Source organism: Paenibacillus sp. FSL W7-1088 (genome assembly GCF_037969855.1).
Taxonomy (GTDB): Bacteria; Bacillota; Bacilli; order Paenibacillales; family Paenibacillaceae; genus Paenibacillus.
Window position 1 is genome coordinate 2,900,945 of sequence record NZ_CP150216.1, and the last position, 16,077, is coordinate 2,917,021.

Here is a 16,077-nt window from a genome sequence, read left to right on the forward strand (position 1 = left end):
GGAATGAATATAGATGAAACTTAGTGTACTTGAACATGGACATATTAATGAAGGACGGACGGTACAGGATACCCTTCAGGAGACAGTAACTCTTGCCAAACATGTAGATGAACTGGGCTTCTCCCGCTTCTGGATGTCGGAGCATCACGGCAGCGGTGCATTGTCATTTTCCAGTCCGGAAGTTATGATTGCACACGTTGCAGCACATACAGATCGAATTCGCGTAGGTTCAGGCGGCGTTATGCTGCCCCATTACAGTGCATATAAAGTTGCCGAGAACTTCCGTTTGCTGGAAGCGCTGCACCCCGGCCGAATCGATCTGGGCATTGGCAGAGCACCGGGAGGCATGCCGATTGCCAGCAGGGCTCTGAATGAAGGAAAGTCATCGAATGTACAATTCTTCCCGCAGCAAATTGCCGATCTGGGAGGATACTTTCATGAACAGCTGCCAGAGGATCATCGTTTTGCATCCTTAGTAGCTGGACCATCCGTAGCAACTGTTCCCGAAGTATGGTTGCTCGGCTCCAGTTCCGAAGGTGCAAGAATCGCTGCGGCACAAGGCACCGCTTACGCATTTGCCCAATTTTTCGGAACGCCGGGTGGGGAGGAAGCGATGAAGCATTATCGCAGACATTTCAAGCCTTCGATCCTGAATGACAAACCACATTCCATGATTGCGGTGTCGGCATTCTGTGCAGAGACCGAAGAAGCAGCCGCTGAACTTGCTCGCAGCAATGAGTTATTCTTCTTGCGGCTTGGCCGGGGTCTGGAGCAGAACTCATTCCCATCCCTGGAAACGGTGAACAATTATCCATTTACAGCTATGGAGATGGAGCAGATCCGTCAACGTCGTTCTTTTTCCATTGTAGGAACACCGGATCAGGTAAAAGACAAAATTACGGCAATGGCTGAACGCTATGAAGCGGATGAAGTTATTATTGCATCAGCGATTCACTCATTCGAGGATCGTTTGCGTTCATTCAGCCTGATAGCGGAAGCCTTTGGTTTAAAGCAGGATTAATCGGTACTGAACGGGAATTATATTCTGAAATGGCTGGAGCCTTGCTTGGCAAGGTTCCGGTTAACTCTTGCGTGATCAGGGAGAGGAGAGATTCACATTCGCAGATGTGTCATTAGTGATATTCATGGCTGTTACGACGAATTCAATGCTCTGCTTGAGCAGGCAGCATACGATCCGAAGCAGGACGAGCTGATTTTGTTAGGTGATTATGTCGACCGCGGACCGAAGAGCAAAGAGGTCGTGGAACAGATTATGCAGATGCACGAGCAGCACAATATTATTGTGATCAAAGGAAATCATGATGCGATGATGGTCAAGGCGCTGAACCATGATGTCGAGGACTATGACAAACACTGGATCCGCAATGGAGGTTTACAGACGCTGGCCAGCTACGCCCAGGTTTCTTTGGATGATGAGCAGTTGGACTGGGATGTTTATACTGAAGCCAAACAGTGGCTCCGTACACACTATGAGCATCATCTTCGTTTTTTGGAACAGCTTCCCCTTGTATACGAAATTCCTGGTTATATCTTTGTACATGCCGGGATTAATCCGGAGGTGCAGGATTGGCGGACCCAGTCAGAGCGGGACTTCATCTGGATTCGGGAGCCATTCTATTCCAGACCAACCTCGCTTAAGGAGACGGTGGTATTCGGTCATACTCCAGTCAAAAATTTGCATAATGAGTCAGGTGTCTGGTTTGATCCCACTGGGGACAAGATTGGCATTGATGGCGGATGTGCTTATGGTGCTCAATTGAATTTGCTGGAGATCAGCGAAGATGGAAGTCTACAGACCCTTTTTGTGAAAAGAGGAGAGACCCGTCAGGGTCCCGAGGTTTAATCCACGCGGCGAATTTCAAATAAATCATTAGGTGTGATATCGAAGTATACACAGAATTTCACAATGAGGGATGCAGAAATCTTTTTCTTATCCATATTCGTATTGTGCAACAGCTCCATAATGGTTGTTCTATGATGTCCAATTTCTTCTGACAATTTGAGGACAGACATGTTGTTGTGCTTTTTCAAGATCTCATCGAGTTTGCAGTGTAGTGTGACTTTATCGAAATCCAAAGTGATCCTCTGAAGATTAGTTGAGAAACTACTTTATTAGTGTATAACGGAGACGAGCGATGCATGGAGATGACACAAAAAAGACCAGCAGGCTGTAATACATATGGTTAAGAACAAGCCAGTTTGGACTTAAGGAGGGCGTATCTTCAAACGTAGGCAAGCCAAAATATCATCGATGCCACCATTCTATCCAAAGAGGAGCTTCATGGAGAGCCTTTTTCCCCTGGATTAACGCCATCGTCTGCGGAAGATTTAGAAGTCTATGTATTGGATTTGTATCATGTAATTCGTTTGCGCAAACGCGTGCTTCCTCATTCGTTTCATGCCGCCATTGTAGCTGGCTTCTCTAGCCCAAAAGCGTGTTAAGGAGGGGGCACTTTTTCCTGCCTTTAAAATAAGAAGATGTGCACCGGAATGTGTTCACCAGTCTGAACGGGTGTCAATGCATAAGCCGGAGCATTCGGGCAAGGGTACACGAGGCTTGAGCATGCTCTTTTTCTAAGGAACATCGGACATCTTATTTGGATCAAAAGCCTTGTTTTTCAATCGTAAGGAACACCAGACACGTTATTTCCTAAAATTCCTGATTAAAACGCTAAAAAAGGATGTACATTCTCATATAGCGTGTCTCAGGTTCCGTAGCCTTTAACAGGTACCTTCAAAGCTTTGAATAACACGTCACAGATTCCTTAGCTCCTCGACATCTACTCCAACCCCAGGTGAGAGGGAACGACTCCAGAACTATTTTCCAAGAAAATACTAACGTAGTGAGGGGACGAAATCGCTTCTAAAGAAGCGGATCGCTCGCCTTTATCCTATTTCTAATCATAAAAATCATATCGAATCTGATTGAAATGCAGCAGTTGTAGCTATCTTTAATCTGGATCAGTGCCAAATCATATTGTACTCTCTGAGAATGATTTTGTAATTAATTCGCTGTAAAGGGATTGGAATTAAGCCTTATTAACGCTATAATCAGTAAGGGTATGATTGAAATATTACATTTTATTCATCTAAATCAGAATTGACGGAGGGCTATTAATATGGAAAAAGCATTAATCTTCGGTCACAAAAATCCCGATACGGATACGATCTGCTCGGCCATTGCCTATGCAGACTTGAAAACAAAATTGGGTCAGGACGTTGAAGCTGTTCGTCTCGGCGAAGTAAACGGCGAAACTCAATTTGCACTGGACCAATTCAAAGTGGCAGCACCACGTCTGATCAAAACAGCAGCTAACGAAGTGAACAAGGTCATCCTGGTTGACCACAACGAGCGTCAGCAAAGTGTCAGCGATATTGACGACGTGACGGTTGTTGAAGTTATCGACCATCACCGGATCGCGAACTTTGAGACAAGCCAGCCTTTGTATTTCCGTGCAGAACCTGTAGGTTGTACAGCAACCATTTTGAATAAATTGTACAAAGAAAACGGCGTGGAAATCAGCGCACCGATTGCTGGTCTGATGCTGTCCGCGATTATTTCCGACTCCCTGTTGTTCAAATCCCCAACATGCACAGAGCAGGATGTAGCAGCTGCACGTGAACTGGCTGCCATTGCTGGTGTGGATGCAGACAGCTATGGTCTGGAAATGCTGAAAGCGGGCGCGGATTTGAGCCAGAAAACGATTGCTGAACTGATCTCCCTGGATGCAAAAGAATTCGCTATGGGCCAAGCAAAAGTGGAGATTGCACAAGTGAACGCAGTTGACGTGAATGATGTGCTTGTGAAGCAACCTGAGCTTGAAGCAGCAATTGAAGCGATTATTTCCAGCAAAGGTCTTGACCTGTTCGTATTTGTCGTAACCGACATCCTGAACAACGATTCCGTTGCACTGGCGTATGGTGCTTCCACCAAAGCTGTTGAAAAAGCGTACAATGTAACATTGTCGGATAGCAGAGCGCTGCTCAAAGGCGTCGTATCCCGCAAATCGCAAATTGTTCCGGTTCTGACCGAAGCGTTCAACTCGTTGTAAAATGCACAAATGCACAAAATCGACGTATGACCATTACGTCCAGATATAGAAAGAATATTCAGTTACAACATCCAAGCCTGCTCTTGATCTGTTATAGGTCAGGACAGGCTTTTGTTGTGGAGGAGGATGTACCATGATCAAAAATGAAAAGATTAAAGCGACTGAAGTCCAGCTGACCGGTCTGAACGGTGAGGATCTGGGCATCATGTCTACTCGTGACGCACTTGCACTTGCGAAGCAGCACAAGGTGGATCTGATCTGTATGTCTCTAATGACCAGCCCGCCGCCATGCAAACTGATGGGCGCTGGAGCAGCGAGACAGGAAAAGCAGCAAGAGAAGAAGAAAGCTGCGAAATCGCCGGATAAACGTAAAGTGAAGGAGATCCGACTGAACCTGCAGATGGAAGACCACGATCGGGAGACCAAGCAATCTCAGGCAGAGCGCATCCTGACGAAGGGGGACTCGGTGAAGCTCGTCATCCAGGTGCATGGAGCCAAGGAAGGAACAGCAGGCAAGGAATGGGCAGAACAGCTGTGCAAATCTCTGGCCGAGTATGGCAGCAAAACGACGGGTATCCAGGTAAGTGGCAAACAGGTGGTAGTACAGTTGGACCCCATTGGATAATAACGCTGATCGAAATCATCTGAATAACATTGAACGAGGGGACTATCCGGTCTTTATTGCGCTGGCTGTCCCCACTGATCCAAAAACCCCCGTGAAGCAACAGTAACCTGCTGTTCTACGGGGGTTTCAACATGAAATATGGATATAGCGGCTCTGCAAACCTAATAACAATCACGCCTCAAGCTGTTTAGACACGCAAGTAACGGCTGCCGCCGATGCGTACATACAACTGTCCCGGCAAGACCGGAGTAGACGAGGCAGTCTGTGTATTCGCATTACTGTTCTTGGCGTAGCGGGATAGATATAGAAAGTCCGGATAAATAACCGTATCCATTAGATAGGCTGACACTGTACTTCCGGGAATGCGGTTTTGATTGAGTGAACGGATGATTTCTTCCCCGCTTGCAATCCCGATTCCATGACCATAATATACGTCTTCACGCAGCTTAATAGTATTTTCTCCCTGCCATTCTGGCGTTTCAGGGGAAACGTCCGGATTTTTGAAGTACAATACATCTCCAGGAAGCGCAGAGTCGCTGCCGTTCTTCTCCGTTAATCGCAGATCGCTGTCATAGTGCCAGTCGTAGAGCAGCAGGTTGCGGAACAGTGAATTGAAATCATCTTCCCGAATGCTGTTCAATACGCCGCCATACAGGACAATCACAGTCGCTGTTGCACATTCAAAGGCATACAAATGACCATTCTTCCAAATGTCCCGGATTCCCTCTGCAGGTGTTACCTCACCTCTTAGCTCAAAGCCTCCTTGATCATTTCGATTCCAATATGCCGGGTTACACCTGGACTTCTCGAATGAGGCAAAGCTTACCCCGCTTCGATCCAGTGCTTCTGCTGCATTGACCAGAGACTCCCGCAGTGTCCATTCAAAGTGAAGATGATCCATGGATTGATAGGTGTACACTGTTGAACTGTTCTGTAGCTGCTGTAACCACTGCCATGCAAAAGCAGACCAATCCGAACGAGCCAGCTCAATTGGTTGATTCGCAACAATGATCATAATCATAACCTCCTGTATTAATTTTCAACCTTGTACAAACGGATGTGCACGCGTATTCTGTAGTATATGAAGCTAATTTTGCGATTTTGTAAATCTAAAAGACAGAAAACATGAAAATATACGATAATAACGTCGATTGTTGCCTGGATTTTTGTTGATCTCGTTTATAAAACATTACATTTGGGGTACTACTCTTATAGATGAAGTTATGTTCAGGTCGATCTGTTCATACGGAATATATTCAGATTCCCAATAAAGGAGGATATGCGGTGTCGAATCCAATTACAGAGAATCGCTCTCTGTTCGAACAGTTATACACACATGCACCGATCGGCATTGCTGTTGCTTCACATGTGAACGGACGTTGGCTCCAGCTTAATCCGGCATTTTGCGAGATGCTGGGATGCAGTGAAGATGAATTGATTGACTCCCCGATTGTACATATGATTTATGAGGAAGACCTGGAAATGGAAGAATTCAGATCCAACTTCTGGGATATGACCAACGGATTAAGTCTGATGTATGAGGTAGAGTTACGTCTTAAGCGCAAGGATTCTACTCTTCTGTGGGCCACGTTACGAGCCTGCATCGTCAGGGATGAAGTGAGCGGCGAGCCGCTTTATTTGCTTGTTCAGGCAGCTGATATTTCGAAACAGAAGGACGCCGAGAGTCGACTAATTGTACAGCGCAAGCAGTTGGAAGAGAGCAGTCGAATCTCAAGATTGCTGGCCGAATCCTCGCTTGATCTAATTGCCATACACCAAGCCGACCCGGAGCGGACGTTCAAGTACGTATCTCCAGCCAGCAAGCGCATGTTGGGATATGATCCTGAAGAAGTCGTCGGTCAATCTGGCCTGTTCTGCATTCACCCCGAAGATGTGGCTCTGGTCGAAGCTTACATGGCTGCTCAAATCCAGGGGCTTGCGCCTGATCGAATTAGCTATCGGCTCCTGCATAAGGATGGTTCTGTTATATGGGCGGATACCATTACCCATTATGTATATGACAAACAGGGAAATCTGCAGGAAATGATCGGAGTGACCCGTGATATTACAGCGAGCATGCAGCAGCAATTAAGTCTTCAGGAGTACCAATCATTGTTTGACTGTAACCCGCTGGGGGTGGCATCACTGGATCTGGAAGGAAACCTGTTGAAGGCCAATGCAGGTCAGGAGCAGTTGACAGGCCACACCAAGGAGGAACTGCTTAGCGGGCCGTTTGATCATCTTATTGATCCCGTGGACCTGGATAAGACAAGGTATCATTTTGAACAGACTGTAAAAGGAAATGCACAGAGCTATGAGGTAGGGCTGATTCACAAGAACGGACAGCGTATTGAAACGAGTGTAATTAATGTTCCGATTTTGCTTGAGGATCGTGTCGTTGGCGTTTATGGAATAACCAGTGATATTACAGAGTCCAAGAGGTATGTAGAGGAAATTGAAAATCTCAGTTACGAGAGGGCATTAATTCTCAATGCCATTTCAGAGGGAGTCATTGGACTGGACCCGGATGGCCAACTGATCTTTGCCAATCCTGTTGCAACGGAGATGATGAATTTCTGTCCGTCTGAAATGAATGGCAAACCTCTCGAAGAGATTATCTTACAAATGCAAAGTGAAGGCATCCCTTATCCTTCCAATGGCAATCCGATTCTTCAGGCGGTACGCGAGGGGCGAAGCCTGCCGCGATCGGAGTCTGTATTTTGGAGACAGGATGGCTCCAGCTTCCTGGCGGAATTTCAGTTGAAACCGATTATGGATCAGGGAGACAACCGTGGGGCTGTCCTCGTTTTCCGCGATATGACATCGGTAAAGGATATCATCCGTGCCAAGGAAGCGGCAGAACAGGCTGACCGGGCGAAGTCCGAGTTTCTGGCAATCATGAGTCATGAGCTTCGTACACCTCTGAATGGAATTATGGGCATGGCCCATCTGTTAAAAGAAACAGAGCTGGACGAGGAGCAGTACGGCTTCGTGGATATCATGATTGACAGTGGTGAATCCCTTCTGCATATTCTGAATGAGATCTTGGATTTCAGCAAGATTGAAGCAGGTAAAATGGATCTCGAACGCCAACCAGTGGATATCAAAGCCGTTCTTGGCGGGGTCATGGAACTATTCTCGCTTAGAGCTTCCGAAAAAAATATTGAACTATACTGTGAAATGTCAGAGCAGATTCCTACACGTGTAAGAGGCGATGAAACACGGATTCGTCAGATTTTGATTAATCTGGTAGGCAATGCCGTCAAATTCACGGAAAAGGGAAGCATTCAGGTTCACGTGGATGTCAGACCCGCGGATTCTTACGATGAGAATCATCTCATCTTGTCATTTTCGGTCAAAGATACGGGGATTGGCATTCCGTCTAACAAGCAGCATCAGCTGTTCCAGTCCTTCTCACAGCTGGATCCAGCGATCAATCGTAAATACGGAGGCACAGGGCTGGGACTGGCCATCAGCAAGAAGCTGGTAGAATTAATGGGCGGCGCCATTGGGGTGCAGAGTGAGGCAGGTGAGGGAGCGGATTTCCACTTCACCCTGTTACTTGAACGATGGCAAGACGAATCCAATGATCGGATGGATCAGGCGTCTGATCACGAGCTGAAGCTGGACCGAACACGCCTGGCAGCGGGGATCAAAATTCTTGTCGCTGAGGATCAGTATTTGAACAGTCATTTGCTGGAGGAAATGCTTCGTAAGCTCGGGGGTGTATGTGATATCGTGGAGAATGGTGAAGAAGCTGTGAAAGCATTGGAAAGGGAAACCTACGACCTTCTCTTTATGGACATCCAAATGCCTGTGATGGATGGGATTGAAGCGACCTGCAGAATCAGGCAAACCCACCCTGAAATTCCGGTCATTGCTGCCATTACCGCATTCGCAGGACCGAACGACCGTGAAGCCTGTCTGAAATGCGGCATGCAGGACTTTATCAGCAAACCGTTCAGCTCTGCGGAAATAAGCCGTGTGCTAAGCACATGGGTTCCTTACATTCGGTCCCGGCACGAGCGCTGAAGGGCGTCTGCACTTTGTATGATGGGATAAGAAAATAACCTGCCCCCCATTGAGGGAACAGGTTATTTACGTTCTGTCAGTATAACCCTGACAGATGTCAGGACCATCCTCCAATTAACCCCGAAAGGGTTACACACTCGTCATCTTCCAGTTCTGCAATTAGGGTAAGTTCTTCGTTATCATTGGGGTCCACCGAGAACAATTCACGGCGTCCGTCTTCGTGGACAATAATGACCAACTTATTACCGCTTTTTGTATCAAACTGGTACTTCACACCGATTCCAGGCAAAGGGCATTCCCGGATATTCATGAAACCTGTCACCTCTTTAGCTTTTCATAGTTAATTTAACCGTTCACACAGTACGGATGTATTCTACTATCCATAACACCGTTTGGCAAGTCGGAACTGAAATAGTAATCATATCCTATTAGCTTCTGGAGCTGTGGTTAGTTATACATTCCGACTCTGTCGGGTTCTTCTGCGACGGACCATAAACCAGATAAGTAATGCAATGATCAGCACCAAGGCAATGCCCCCCGTAATTATGATGTTCCGAATATTCGGGACCTGTACGGTCAAATCCAGCTTATTCGTATTCAGTGGGGAGACGTGCCAAATTAGGGTTTTTCCGTGATCTTCGACCAGATCTGCATTGGAATCTTGCGCCTTGATCGGCAGCGTCAGCTTGAAATCAAAGTTGACATCTTTCAGCAGCAAGTTTTTGAGAAACCCGGGAATCTTGCTAATTTGGTCTTTGACCTCACCATCGGGTATGGTCTGCAGCAGGTCTGCTTCCACGGCGATATGCAATTTGGAAGTGAAGAAGCCAGGTGTGGTGGATTGCTCCACCTTGATTCCTTCAGGCAGATCGGACGTGCTGAAAGTAGAAACGGTATTACTTTTCTCATAATGGGTCGTCGCTTTGAGTTGTGTCCGATCTCCCTGATCCGAAACTTCGGCCTGGAAATTATTCTGCTTCAACGTATTTGAGAGCATTGTCATGAGATTGTCTTGTCCGATCATTCCCAGGGCGGAGTCGGTTACGCTGAGATTCAGGGCCAGATCGGATGAACCGTCCATATTAACCGTGACATGAGCTTCACCATCAGCACAGGCGGATAGTATAAACAGCATAAGAGTTAGTAAAAAAGCGAATAATAGCTGACGATAAAAGGGTATGCGAGTCGACATTCAGTTCAAACCTTTCTGCGTATAATCCAATTCCAATTCATAGAAGTATAGTATACACCGTAAGGATGGCGGATGAAACTTTGTTCACGACAAGAGCAAGGTAAATCGTCAGCTATAAAATGATAATCTATAAATTAAAGTGGGAAGAAGTAGGCTGCGAAGCAATAAAGGGGAGATTCGATAAGGACAACCAGTCAGACGAGTTGTTTATTGTGCTTGAGGAGGAACAGCTGATTAATTTCAAGGATTACAATGAAAAAGGACACATGATATGGGGTGAAAATGAAGATTTCGTATTTTTGTCAATGTTGAGTCAGTTCAAAATGGCTTTCACCGTGTAAACTGATAGTAGTGTGAAGAAATACGGAGCAGGGGGGTTACATTCATGACATATATCATTATTATGGCTATCATTATGGTTGTGGGAATGGTCGGAATGGGCTGGTTCTATAAGATTATGGACAACGATCAACACTAGGTTATATTGAAAAGAAACTAGAAAAGACAAGCCTATAAGCTGGCTTCGCAATGGATGCGAGGCGGGCTTATTTGTATATAATGCCAAAAAGTCTAAATATAGCATGAAATAATGTCGGATTTAAGTGGTATGCTTGAATATGGAAATGTTTTACACTTATATCTGTAAGCGTTTACATTTAAAATTGTATGGGAGGCTAACATTATGGGTTTGAAGATGAAAAAAAGATCAGGCAAGAAAGCATGGATGCTGCTGGTCATGTCACTACTGATTGCGGCCGTTCCAATTACAGCCAGCGCAGCATCGGATTCCACAGCGTATGCCAAACTTAATTTCAGTAACAACAAGTATTATATTTTCAACAATAGCTGGGGAAGCTCAAGTGTCAGTGGCTGGTCCCAGTCCGTGTATGTGAACAGCAATACTGATCTGGGTTACGTTTGGAACTGGCCAACGACTGCGGGTGGGGTCAAAGCTTATCCTTCACTGGTCAGTGGCTGGCACTGGACAGAGGGCTACACACCAGGCAGTGGACTGCCAACGCGATTGTCTGCGAACAAGAGTATCAATACCGGCGTAAGTTATTCTAAGGCGTCCAACACTAATGGGGAGTATAATAACGCGTATGATATCTGGCTGCATGATATCGGCAATGCGACCTGGTCAAGCACACCCACCGAGGAGATCATGATCTGGAACGAATGGACTTCTGGTGTTGGGCCTATCGGTTCCAAAGTATTCTCGGATGTATCCATTGGTGGACAAACCTATGATCTGTATCGCGGCGAGATTACCGACAACGGAGTGCATCAATGGTGGGTATACTCGTTCCTGAAAAAGTCAAAATCTCCTAATAACTTTAGCATCAACGTCAAAAACTTTACCGATTATCTGATCTCCAAAAGTTACTTTACCAACAGCAAATATGTCAGCAGTGTTGAATATGGAACCGAGATTACGAAAGGCAGCGGCCAGATCAATTACTCTAACTGGTATGTGAACGTTCAGTAACGGCTCCGTTTATCACGTATATTCCTGATTTAATGAGATGCTGCTCGGAGGAAAATCCATTTCCTGCTGATGCAGCATCTTTTACTTGTGAATTGGACCTAACATTCATACGTAACATATGTAACGAGTGATGTAGCTCCATTTGACCGATGGACAAATATTTTTCGTAAAGTTGGGATTTTTAGGCTGCTCTTTTGTATAATAGGGTTTAGTTCAACTCGGGGAATCCCGAAATATGCCTAACAGGAAAGGGTGTACATAAATGAAATTTAGTGAGTATACGTATACACGTCCCGATCTGGAACACATCAAAACGTCATTCCGTGAGCTTCTGAGTGGTTTTGAAGCCGCAACTACGGTTGAAGAGCAGAGTGGATATATGGACAAAATTAACGCTTTGCGCAGTGACTTTGAGACTCAGGCACAATTGGTCTACATCCGTCATTCCATTGATACCAATGATACATTTTACAAAGAAGAAAATGAATTTCTGGATGAAAGCTCTCCGATCATTCAAGAATACATCACCGATTATTATCGGGCATTGGTAAACTCCAAATTCCGTGCTGAACTGGAACAAAAATGGGGCTCACAGCTGTTCCAGCTGGCGGATCTGTCCCTGAAAACATTCAGCCCGGAAATTATCGAGGACCTTCAGAAAGAGAACAAACTTTCCACGGAATACAACCAGCTGATTGCTTCGGCCAAAATTCCGTTTGAAGGTGAAGAACGCACATTGCCGCAGCTGCATCCGTTTGAGTTGTCCACGGATCGCTCCATGCGGGAACGCGCATCCGAAGCAAGATATACGTTCATGGCTGAACATGAGGCTGAATTCGATCGCATATACGACGAATTGGTGAAAGTGCGTACACAGATCGCGAAGAAGCTGGGATATCCATCGTATGTGGAACTTGGCTATGACCGGATGAACCGTACGGATTACAACGCGGAGATGGTGTCCAATTTCAGAGCACAAGTCCGTGATTATATCGTGCCTGTAGCGACGAAGCTCAGAGAGCGTCAGCGCAGCCGGATTGATGTGGATACCCTCTATTTTTACGATCAGGGCTTCAGCTTTAAGACAGGGAACCCGACACCTAAAGGCGATGCCGACTGGATCATTGACAATGGTAAGAAAATGTATGCTGAATTATCACCGGAAACAGATACGTTTTTCCAGATGATGACCGACAATGAATTGATGGATCTGGTGAGCAAAAAAGGCAAGCAGGGCGGGGGCTATTGTACCTTCCTGAATGATTACAAAGTGCCGTTTATTTTCTCCAACTTTAACGGTACCTCGGGCGATATCGACGTATTGACACATGAAGCGGGTCATGCGTTCCAGGTCTATGAGAGCCGTCACTTCGAAGTGCCTGAGTACAACTGGCCGACATATGAATCCGCAGAGATCCATTCCATGAGCATGGAATTCTTCACCTGGCCGTGGATGGAATTGTTCTTCAAGGAAGATACGGACAAATACAAGTTTGATCACCTGTCTTCCGGACTGCTCTTCATTCCTTACGGCGTAGCAGTCGATGAATTCCAGCATTTTGTCTATGCCAATCCGGATGCAACACCAACGGAGCGCAAGCAGGCTTGGCGCAATATTGAGAAGACTTATCTGCCGCACATCAATTACAAGGATAACGCCTATTTGGAACAAGGCGGATTCTGGCACAAACAGGGTCATATCTTCTCGTCGCCATTCTATTACATTGACTACACGCTGGCACAAATCTGTGCATTCCAGTTCTGGAAACGCAGCAATCAGGATATGAAGTCCGCGTGGGCTGACTACCTGACATTGTGTAAAGCCGGAGGAAGCCTGTCCTTCACAGGATTGGTAGAACTGGCAGGTTTGAATTCTCCGTTTGAAGACGGCTGTGTATCCTCCGTCATCGGTGATATCGAAGCCTGGTTGGACGCAGTAGACGATAAAGCGCTGTAAGCTATATATATTGAACTAAACATTTACACGATAACGCAGAGGACAGAAATAACCTGAGGAAGCGGAACTAAAAGCTTTCTGAAAGAAAGCTGCGTCGAAAGCACACGCATCGCCTTTATCCCCGGATTTCCCCTTTAAATAGGGAATCAAAAAAATCTGGGGATAACAGCGATCGGAAGGTTGTTCTGTCATCGGAGTGGCAAGGGTAAATATTCTCTAGGTCAATAAAAATAAAGGTCGAAGAGGTGAAAGGGAACGAGGAATACACCTGACGTTACAGCATTCTGAGGCAGGGTGGATTTGAATGTATTTATTCACCTACCCTATACAAAGAATGCGAGGTTATACCATGTTGGTTTTACTGGATCAACCGTCCCAAAGGAAACAATTGGCGCCCTTCATCTCGGGTACGAACGGGCATGTGGTCATGGGTGGAGTACTTGCAGGACTTCAACGCGGGCGTGTCTATGCAGACCAGCTTCTTGCTCCGAAAAGTGCACTGATTTGGGCCAAAAACGAAATGTTTTATCTGATCGGAAGATCGGATACTGAAAACTTCAATAGTCTTGTCAGGGAGGTACTCGTTCAGGAGCTATTGCCTGCAGCATTAGATGCTGGCGAAGACATGCTGAATCTTGAAGTTTACCCCGAGCCAGGCTCGGATTGGTCTCCAGTCCTGCATCACATGTTCAATGGGCGTTTGCAAGAAGGATTGAGAGTTCCTTTTCAATTCAATCTTGTGAAGTATGAACAGTGGCTGCAACGCAGTTCCAGCTCCTTGTTTGTTCCTCCCGGATATGAGCTTCAAGTTATCGATCGAGCGGTAACGCTAGAGGACAAAAGCTGTATCATTGAGCAGGAAATTTTGAAATTCTGGCATTCGATGGAGGACTTCTTCCAATACGGAGCAGGAACATGCACGGTATATGAAGGGCAGGTTGTAGGTACATGTATCTCAGTGTTTGTCAGGGGCATTCACCATGAAACAGGCATTCACACCTATGATTCGATACACCGTGGCAAGGGTCTGGCTACGGCCATGGCAAGCGCTTATGTGCAATCCGTTCTGGAACGGAATTGTGTTCCACACTGGACGACAGAAGATTTTCGTCATGATTCCATTGCGATAGCGGGTAAGCTTGGCTTTGATCAAGGCAGAGCCTATCCCGTCTATTACATGCCGATTCAGGAGCTTCTAAATTGCTGAACATCATCTGCAGGGGCTGTACCGAAGTCATGAAAATGACCAGGGGCGGCCCCTGTACTTTGATTTGAGCGGTGAAACCTGTCAATCCAAGATCAACTTGGCCTTTTTAATTCACGCACAGATAAACCCGTTGCTGAAGAGCAGTCACAATCATGGAATAACCATTGGATAATTCCGTGCAAATGAAACATTTATCAACTTGGTTGTGATTTATTTCACTATATCTGAAAACGGATTCAGTTACAATAAAGACAGTAAATCAGGGGTAACAGGAGGCTGGTTCAGATGGCAACACACGCTTATTATGTTCCGCCCGTGAACTTGATGGGCAGAGGGTGTTTATACGAAGCAGGCAAGATGATTGAGAAAATGGGTATTCGCAAAGCGCTTGTTGTAAGTGATCGTCGATTGATCTCTTCCGGCGTTGCTGAACACGTGCTGTCTGTACTAAGAAAATCAGGGTTAGACTATGTGATATATGATGAGGTTCAGCCCAATCCAACCTGTCAAAATGTACATGACGGACTTCAGGTATTTCAGGACCATGGCTGTGACGCTATTATATCGATAGGCGGAGGTTCACCTCAGGATGCTGCCAAAGCGATTGGCATTGTAGCAACCAACGGTGGACATATCCGTGATTATGAAGGCTTGCATCAATCGAAACACAAGTCCGTGCCGCTTGTTGCCATTAACACAACGGCTGGCACGTCGAGTGAGGTGACCATGAACTACGTGATTACAGATGAGGAACGCAAGGTGAAAATGGTGATGGTGGATCGAAACAGTCTCGTTGACCTGTCGGTGAATGACCCGGAACTAATGCTGAGCAAGCCGGCCAGTCTTACTGCCGCCACGGGCATGGATGCATTGACTCATGCGGTGGAAGCCATGGTGACGCCTGGAGGGTTCACCGTGACGAGTGCAACAGCGGCGGCTGCCGTTGAGCTGATCTTTGAATATTTACCAAGAGCCGTCAGGGACGGCAGTGATCTGGAAGCAAGAGAGCATATGACGTATGCGTGTTTTCTTGGCGGGATTGCTTTTAACAATGCAGGTCTGGGTTATGTTCATGCGATGGCCCATCAACTTGGTGGCGTCTATGATCTGCCGCATGGGGTATGTAACGCGATGTTGCTCCCTTATGTAGAAGAATTGAATGCAAAACATGTGCCGGGTAAATTCCGTCATATTGCCAAAGCCATCGGTATGGATGTAAAGGGTAGAAGTGATGAGGAATGTTCAGATTACGTTATTGAGGCCATAAGACAGCTTTCCAAGGAGGTAGGCATTCCTGAGAAGCTGTCTGAATTGGGTGTGAAAGACCCGGATGTTGAACTGCTGGCGGATAACGCCATGAAAGATGCCTGTGCACCGGGAAATCCGTATCAACCTTCCAGGGATGAAGTCATGGAGCTGTTCCGCAAAATCATATAAAGTTAAGAACAAAGTGAAAGCCAGAAAGTATTCTGGCTTTTTTGTGTTGCACCTGCTTCTTAGCC

General features: G+C 46.2%; 14 protein-coding genes. 10 read left to right on the plus strand and 4 right to left on the minus strand.

All coding sequences use genetic code 11. From position 1 onward, the window contains the following. The first annotated feature begins 13 nt into the window (after window positions 1–13). Together MKY42_RS13445 and MKY42_RS13450 are read left to right on the plus strand one after the other, a co-directional pair. Entirely contained in the window at window positions 14–1,021 is a 1,008-nt protein-coding gene (locus MKY42_RS13445) for an LLM class flavin-dependent oxidoreductase (protein ID WP_339851680.1), read from the plus strand. Window positions 1,022–1,132: 111 nt separating this feature from the next. After that, window positions 1,133–1,864, plus strand: a complete 732-nt coding sequence (locus MKY42_RS13450) for a metallophosphoesterase family protein (RefSeq protein WP_339852888.1) — start codon at window positions 1,133–1,135, stop codon at window positions 1,862–1,864. Here the strand turns inward: MKY42_RS13450 and MKY42_RS13455 are convergent. Then, complete coding sequence (locus MKY42_RS13455; RefSeq protein ID WP_090896713.1) at window positions 1,861–2,097, minus strand: helix-turn-helix transcriptional regulator; 237 nt, start codon at window positions 2,095–2,097, stop codon at window positions 1,861–1,863. The two genes, MKY42_RS13450 and MKY42_RS13455, sit on opposite strands and share 4 nt — an antisense overlap. A gap of 1,043 nt (window positions 2,098–3,140) precedes the next feature. Between MKY42_RS13455 and MKY42_RS13460 the strand changes: the two genes are divergently transcribed. Beyond that, entirely contained in the window at window positions 3,141–4,073 is a 933-nt protein-coding gene (locus MKY42_RS13460) for a manganese-dependent inorganic pyrophosphatase (RefSeq protein ID WP_339851683.1), read from the plus strand. Window positions 4,074–4,206: 133 nt separating this feature from the next. Next, window positions 4,207–4,698 (plus strand): translation initiation factor IF-3, encoded by a 492-nt coding sequence (gene infC, locus MKY42_RS13465; RefSeq protein WP_090896718.1) that lies wholly within the window; start codon window positions 4,207–4,209, stop codon window positions 4,696–4,698. A gap of 187 nt (window positions 4,699–4,885) precedes the next feature. Here the strand turns inward: infC and MKY42_RS13470 are convergent, their stop codons facing one another. Then, on the minus strand, window positions 4,886–5,713 hold the full coding sequence (locus tag MKY42_RS13470) for a protein-glutamine gamma-glutamyltransferase (protein ID WP_339851690.1): 828 nt from the start codon (window positions 5,711–5,713) through the stop codon (window positions 4,886–4,888). Between the two features lie 269 nt (window positions 5,714–5,982). On the opposite strand from MKY42_RS13470, the gene MKY42_RS13475 reads away from it, so the two are divergent. Further along, window positions 5,983–8,730: a PAS domain S-box protein gene (locus MKY42_RS13475; protein ID WP_177185683.1), complete on the plus strand. Its 2,748-nt coding sequence runs from the start codon at window positions 5,983–5,985 to the stop codon at window positions 8,728–8,730. A gap of 97 nt (window positions 8,731–8,827) precedes the next feature. Here MKY42_RS13475 and MKY42_RS13480 read toward each other — a convergent pair whose 3' ends face one another. Together MKY42_RS13480 and MKY42_RS13485 are read right to left on the minus strand one after the other, a co-directional pair. Further along, window positions 8,828–9,040, minus strand: a complete 213-nt coding sequence (locus MKY42_RS13480) for a hypothetical protein (protein WP_053779896.1) — start codon at window positions 9,038–9,040, stop codon at window positions 8,828–8,830. A gap of 141 nt (window positions 9,041–9,181) precedes the next feature. Further along, window positions 9,182–9,922: a hypothetical protein gene (locus MKY42_RS13485; protein WP_339851693.1), complete on the minus strand. Its 741-nt coding sequence runs from the start codon at window positions 9,920–9,922 to the stop codon at window positions 9,182–9,184. A gap of 119 nt (window positions 9,923–10,041) precedes the next feature. Between MKY42_RS13485 and MKY42_RS13490 the strand changes: the two genes are divergently transcribed. The 5 genes from MKY42_RS13490 (at window position 10,042) to MKY42_RS13510 (ending at window position 16,012) form a co-directional block, all read left to right on the plus strand. Continuing rightward, window positions 10,042–10,263 (plus strand): hypothetical protein, encoded by a 222-nt coding sequence (locus MKY42_RS13490; protein WP_339851695.1) that lies wholly within the window; start codon window positions 10,042–10,044, stop codon window positions 10,261–10,263. Window positions 10,264–10,604: 341 nt separating this feature from the next. Next, entirely contained in the window at window positions 10,605–11,411 is an 807-nt protein-coding gene (locus MKY42_RS13495) for a glycoside hydrolase (protein ID WP_256222011.1), read from the plus strand. Window positions 11,412–11,673: 262 nt separating this feature from the next. Beyond that, the gene (locus tag MKY42_RS13500) at window positions 11,674–13,368 is read left to right on the plus strand and encodes a M3 family oligoendopeptidase (protein WP_090896730.1); all 1,695 of its coding nucleotides are present in this window, start codon (window positions 11,674–11,676) and stop codon (window positions 13,366–13,368) included. A gap of 349 nt (window positions 13,369–13,717) precedes the next feature. Beyond that, window positions 13,718–14,575 (plus strand): GNAT family N-acetyltransferase, encoded by an 858-nt coding sequence (locus MKY42_RS13505; protein WP_339851699.1) that lies wholly within the window; start codon window positions 13,718–13,720, stop codon window positions 14,573–14,575. A gap of 285 nt (window positions 14,576–14,860) precedes the next feature. Beyond that, the gene (locus MKY42_RS13510) at window positions 14,861–16,012 is read left to right on the plus strand and encodes an iron-containing alcohol dehydrogenase (RefSeq protein ID WP_090896734.1); all 1,152 of its coding nucleotides are present in this window, start codon (window positions 14,861–14,863) and stop codon (window positions 16,010–16,012) included. Window positions 16,013–16,077 lie beyond the last annotated feature (65 nt).

Coding starts and splice junctions, on each gene's coding strand:
- MKY42_RS13495 (WP_256222011.1), top strand. CDS start 10,605: ATGGGTTTGAAGATGAAAAAAAGATCAGGCAAGAAAGCATGGATGCTG.
- MKY42_RS13485 (WP_339851693.1), bottom strand. CDS start 9,922: ATGTCGACTCGCATACCCTTTTATCGTCAGCTATTATTCGCTTTTTTA.
- MKY42_RS13470 (WP_339851690.1), bottom strand. CDS start 5,713: ATGATCATTGTTGCGAATCAACCAATTGAGCTGGCTCGTTCGGATTGG.
- MKY42_RS13460 (WP_339851683.1), top strand. CDS start 3,141: ATGGAAAAAGCATTAATCTTCGGTCACAAAAATCCCGATACGGATACG.
- MKY42_RS13500 (WP_090896730.1), top strand. CDS start 11,674: ATGAAATTTAGTGAGTATACGTATACACGTCCCGATCTGGAACACATC.
- MKY42_RS13445 (WP_339851680.1), top strand. CDS start 14: ATGAAACTTAGTGTACTTGAACATGGACATATTAATGAAGGACGGACG.
- infC (WP_090896718.1), top strand. CDS start 4,207: ATGATCAAAAATGAAAAGATTAAAGCGACTGAAGTCCAGCTGACCGGT.
- MKY42_RS13505 (WP_339851699.1), top strand. CDS start 13,718: ATGTTGGTTTTACTGGATCAACCGTCCCAAAGGAAACAATTGGCGCCC.
- MKY42_RS13490 (WP_339851695.1), top strand. CDS start 10,042: ATGATAATCTATAAATTAAAGTGGGAAGAAGTAGGCTGCGAAGCAATA.
- MKY42_RS13510 (WP_090896734.1), top strand. CDS start 14,861: ATGGCAACACACGCTTATTATGTTCCGCCCGTGAACTTGATGGGCAGA.
- MKY42_RS13480 (WP_053779896.1), bottom strand. CDS start 9,040: ATGAATATCCGGGAATGCCCTTTGCCTGGAATCGGTGTGAAGTACCAG.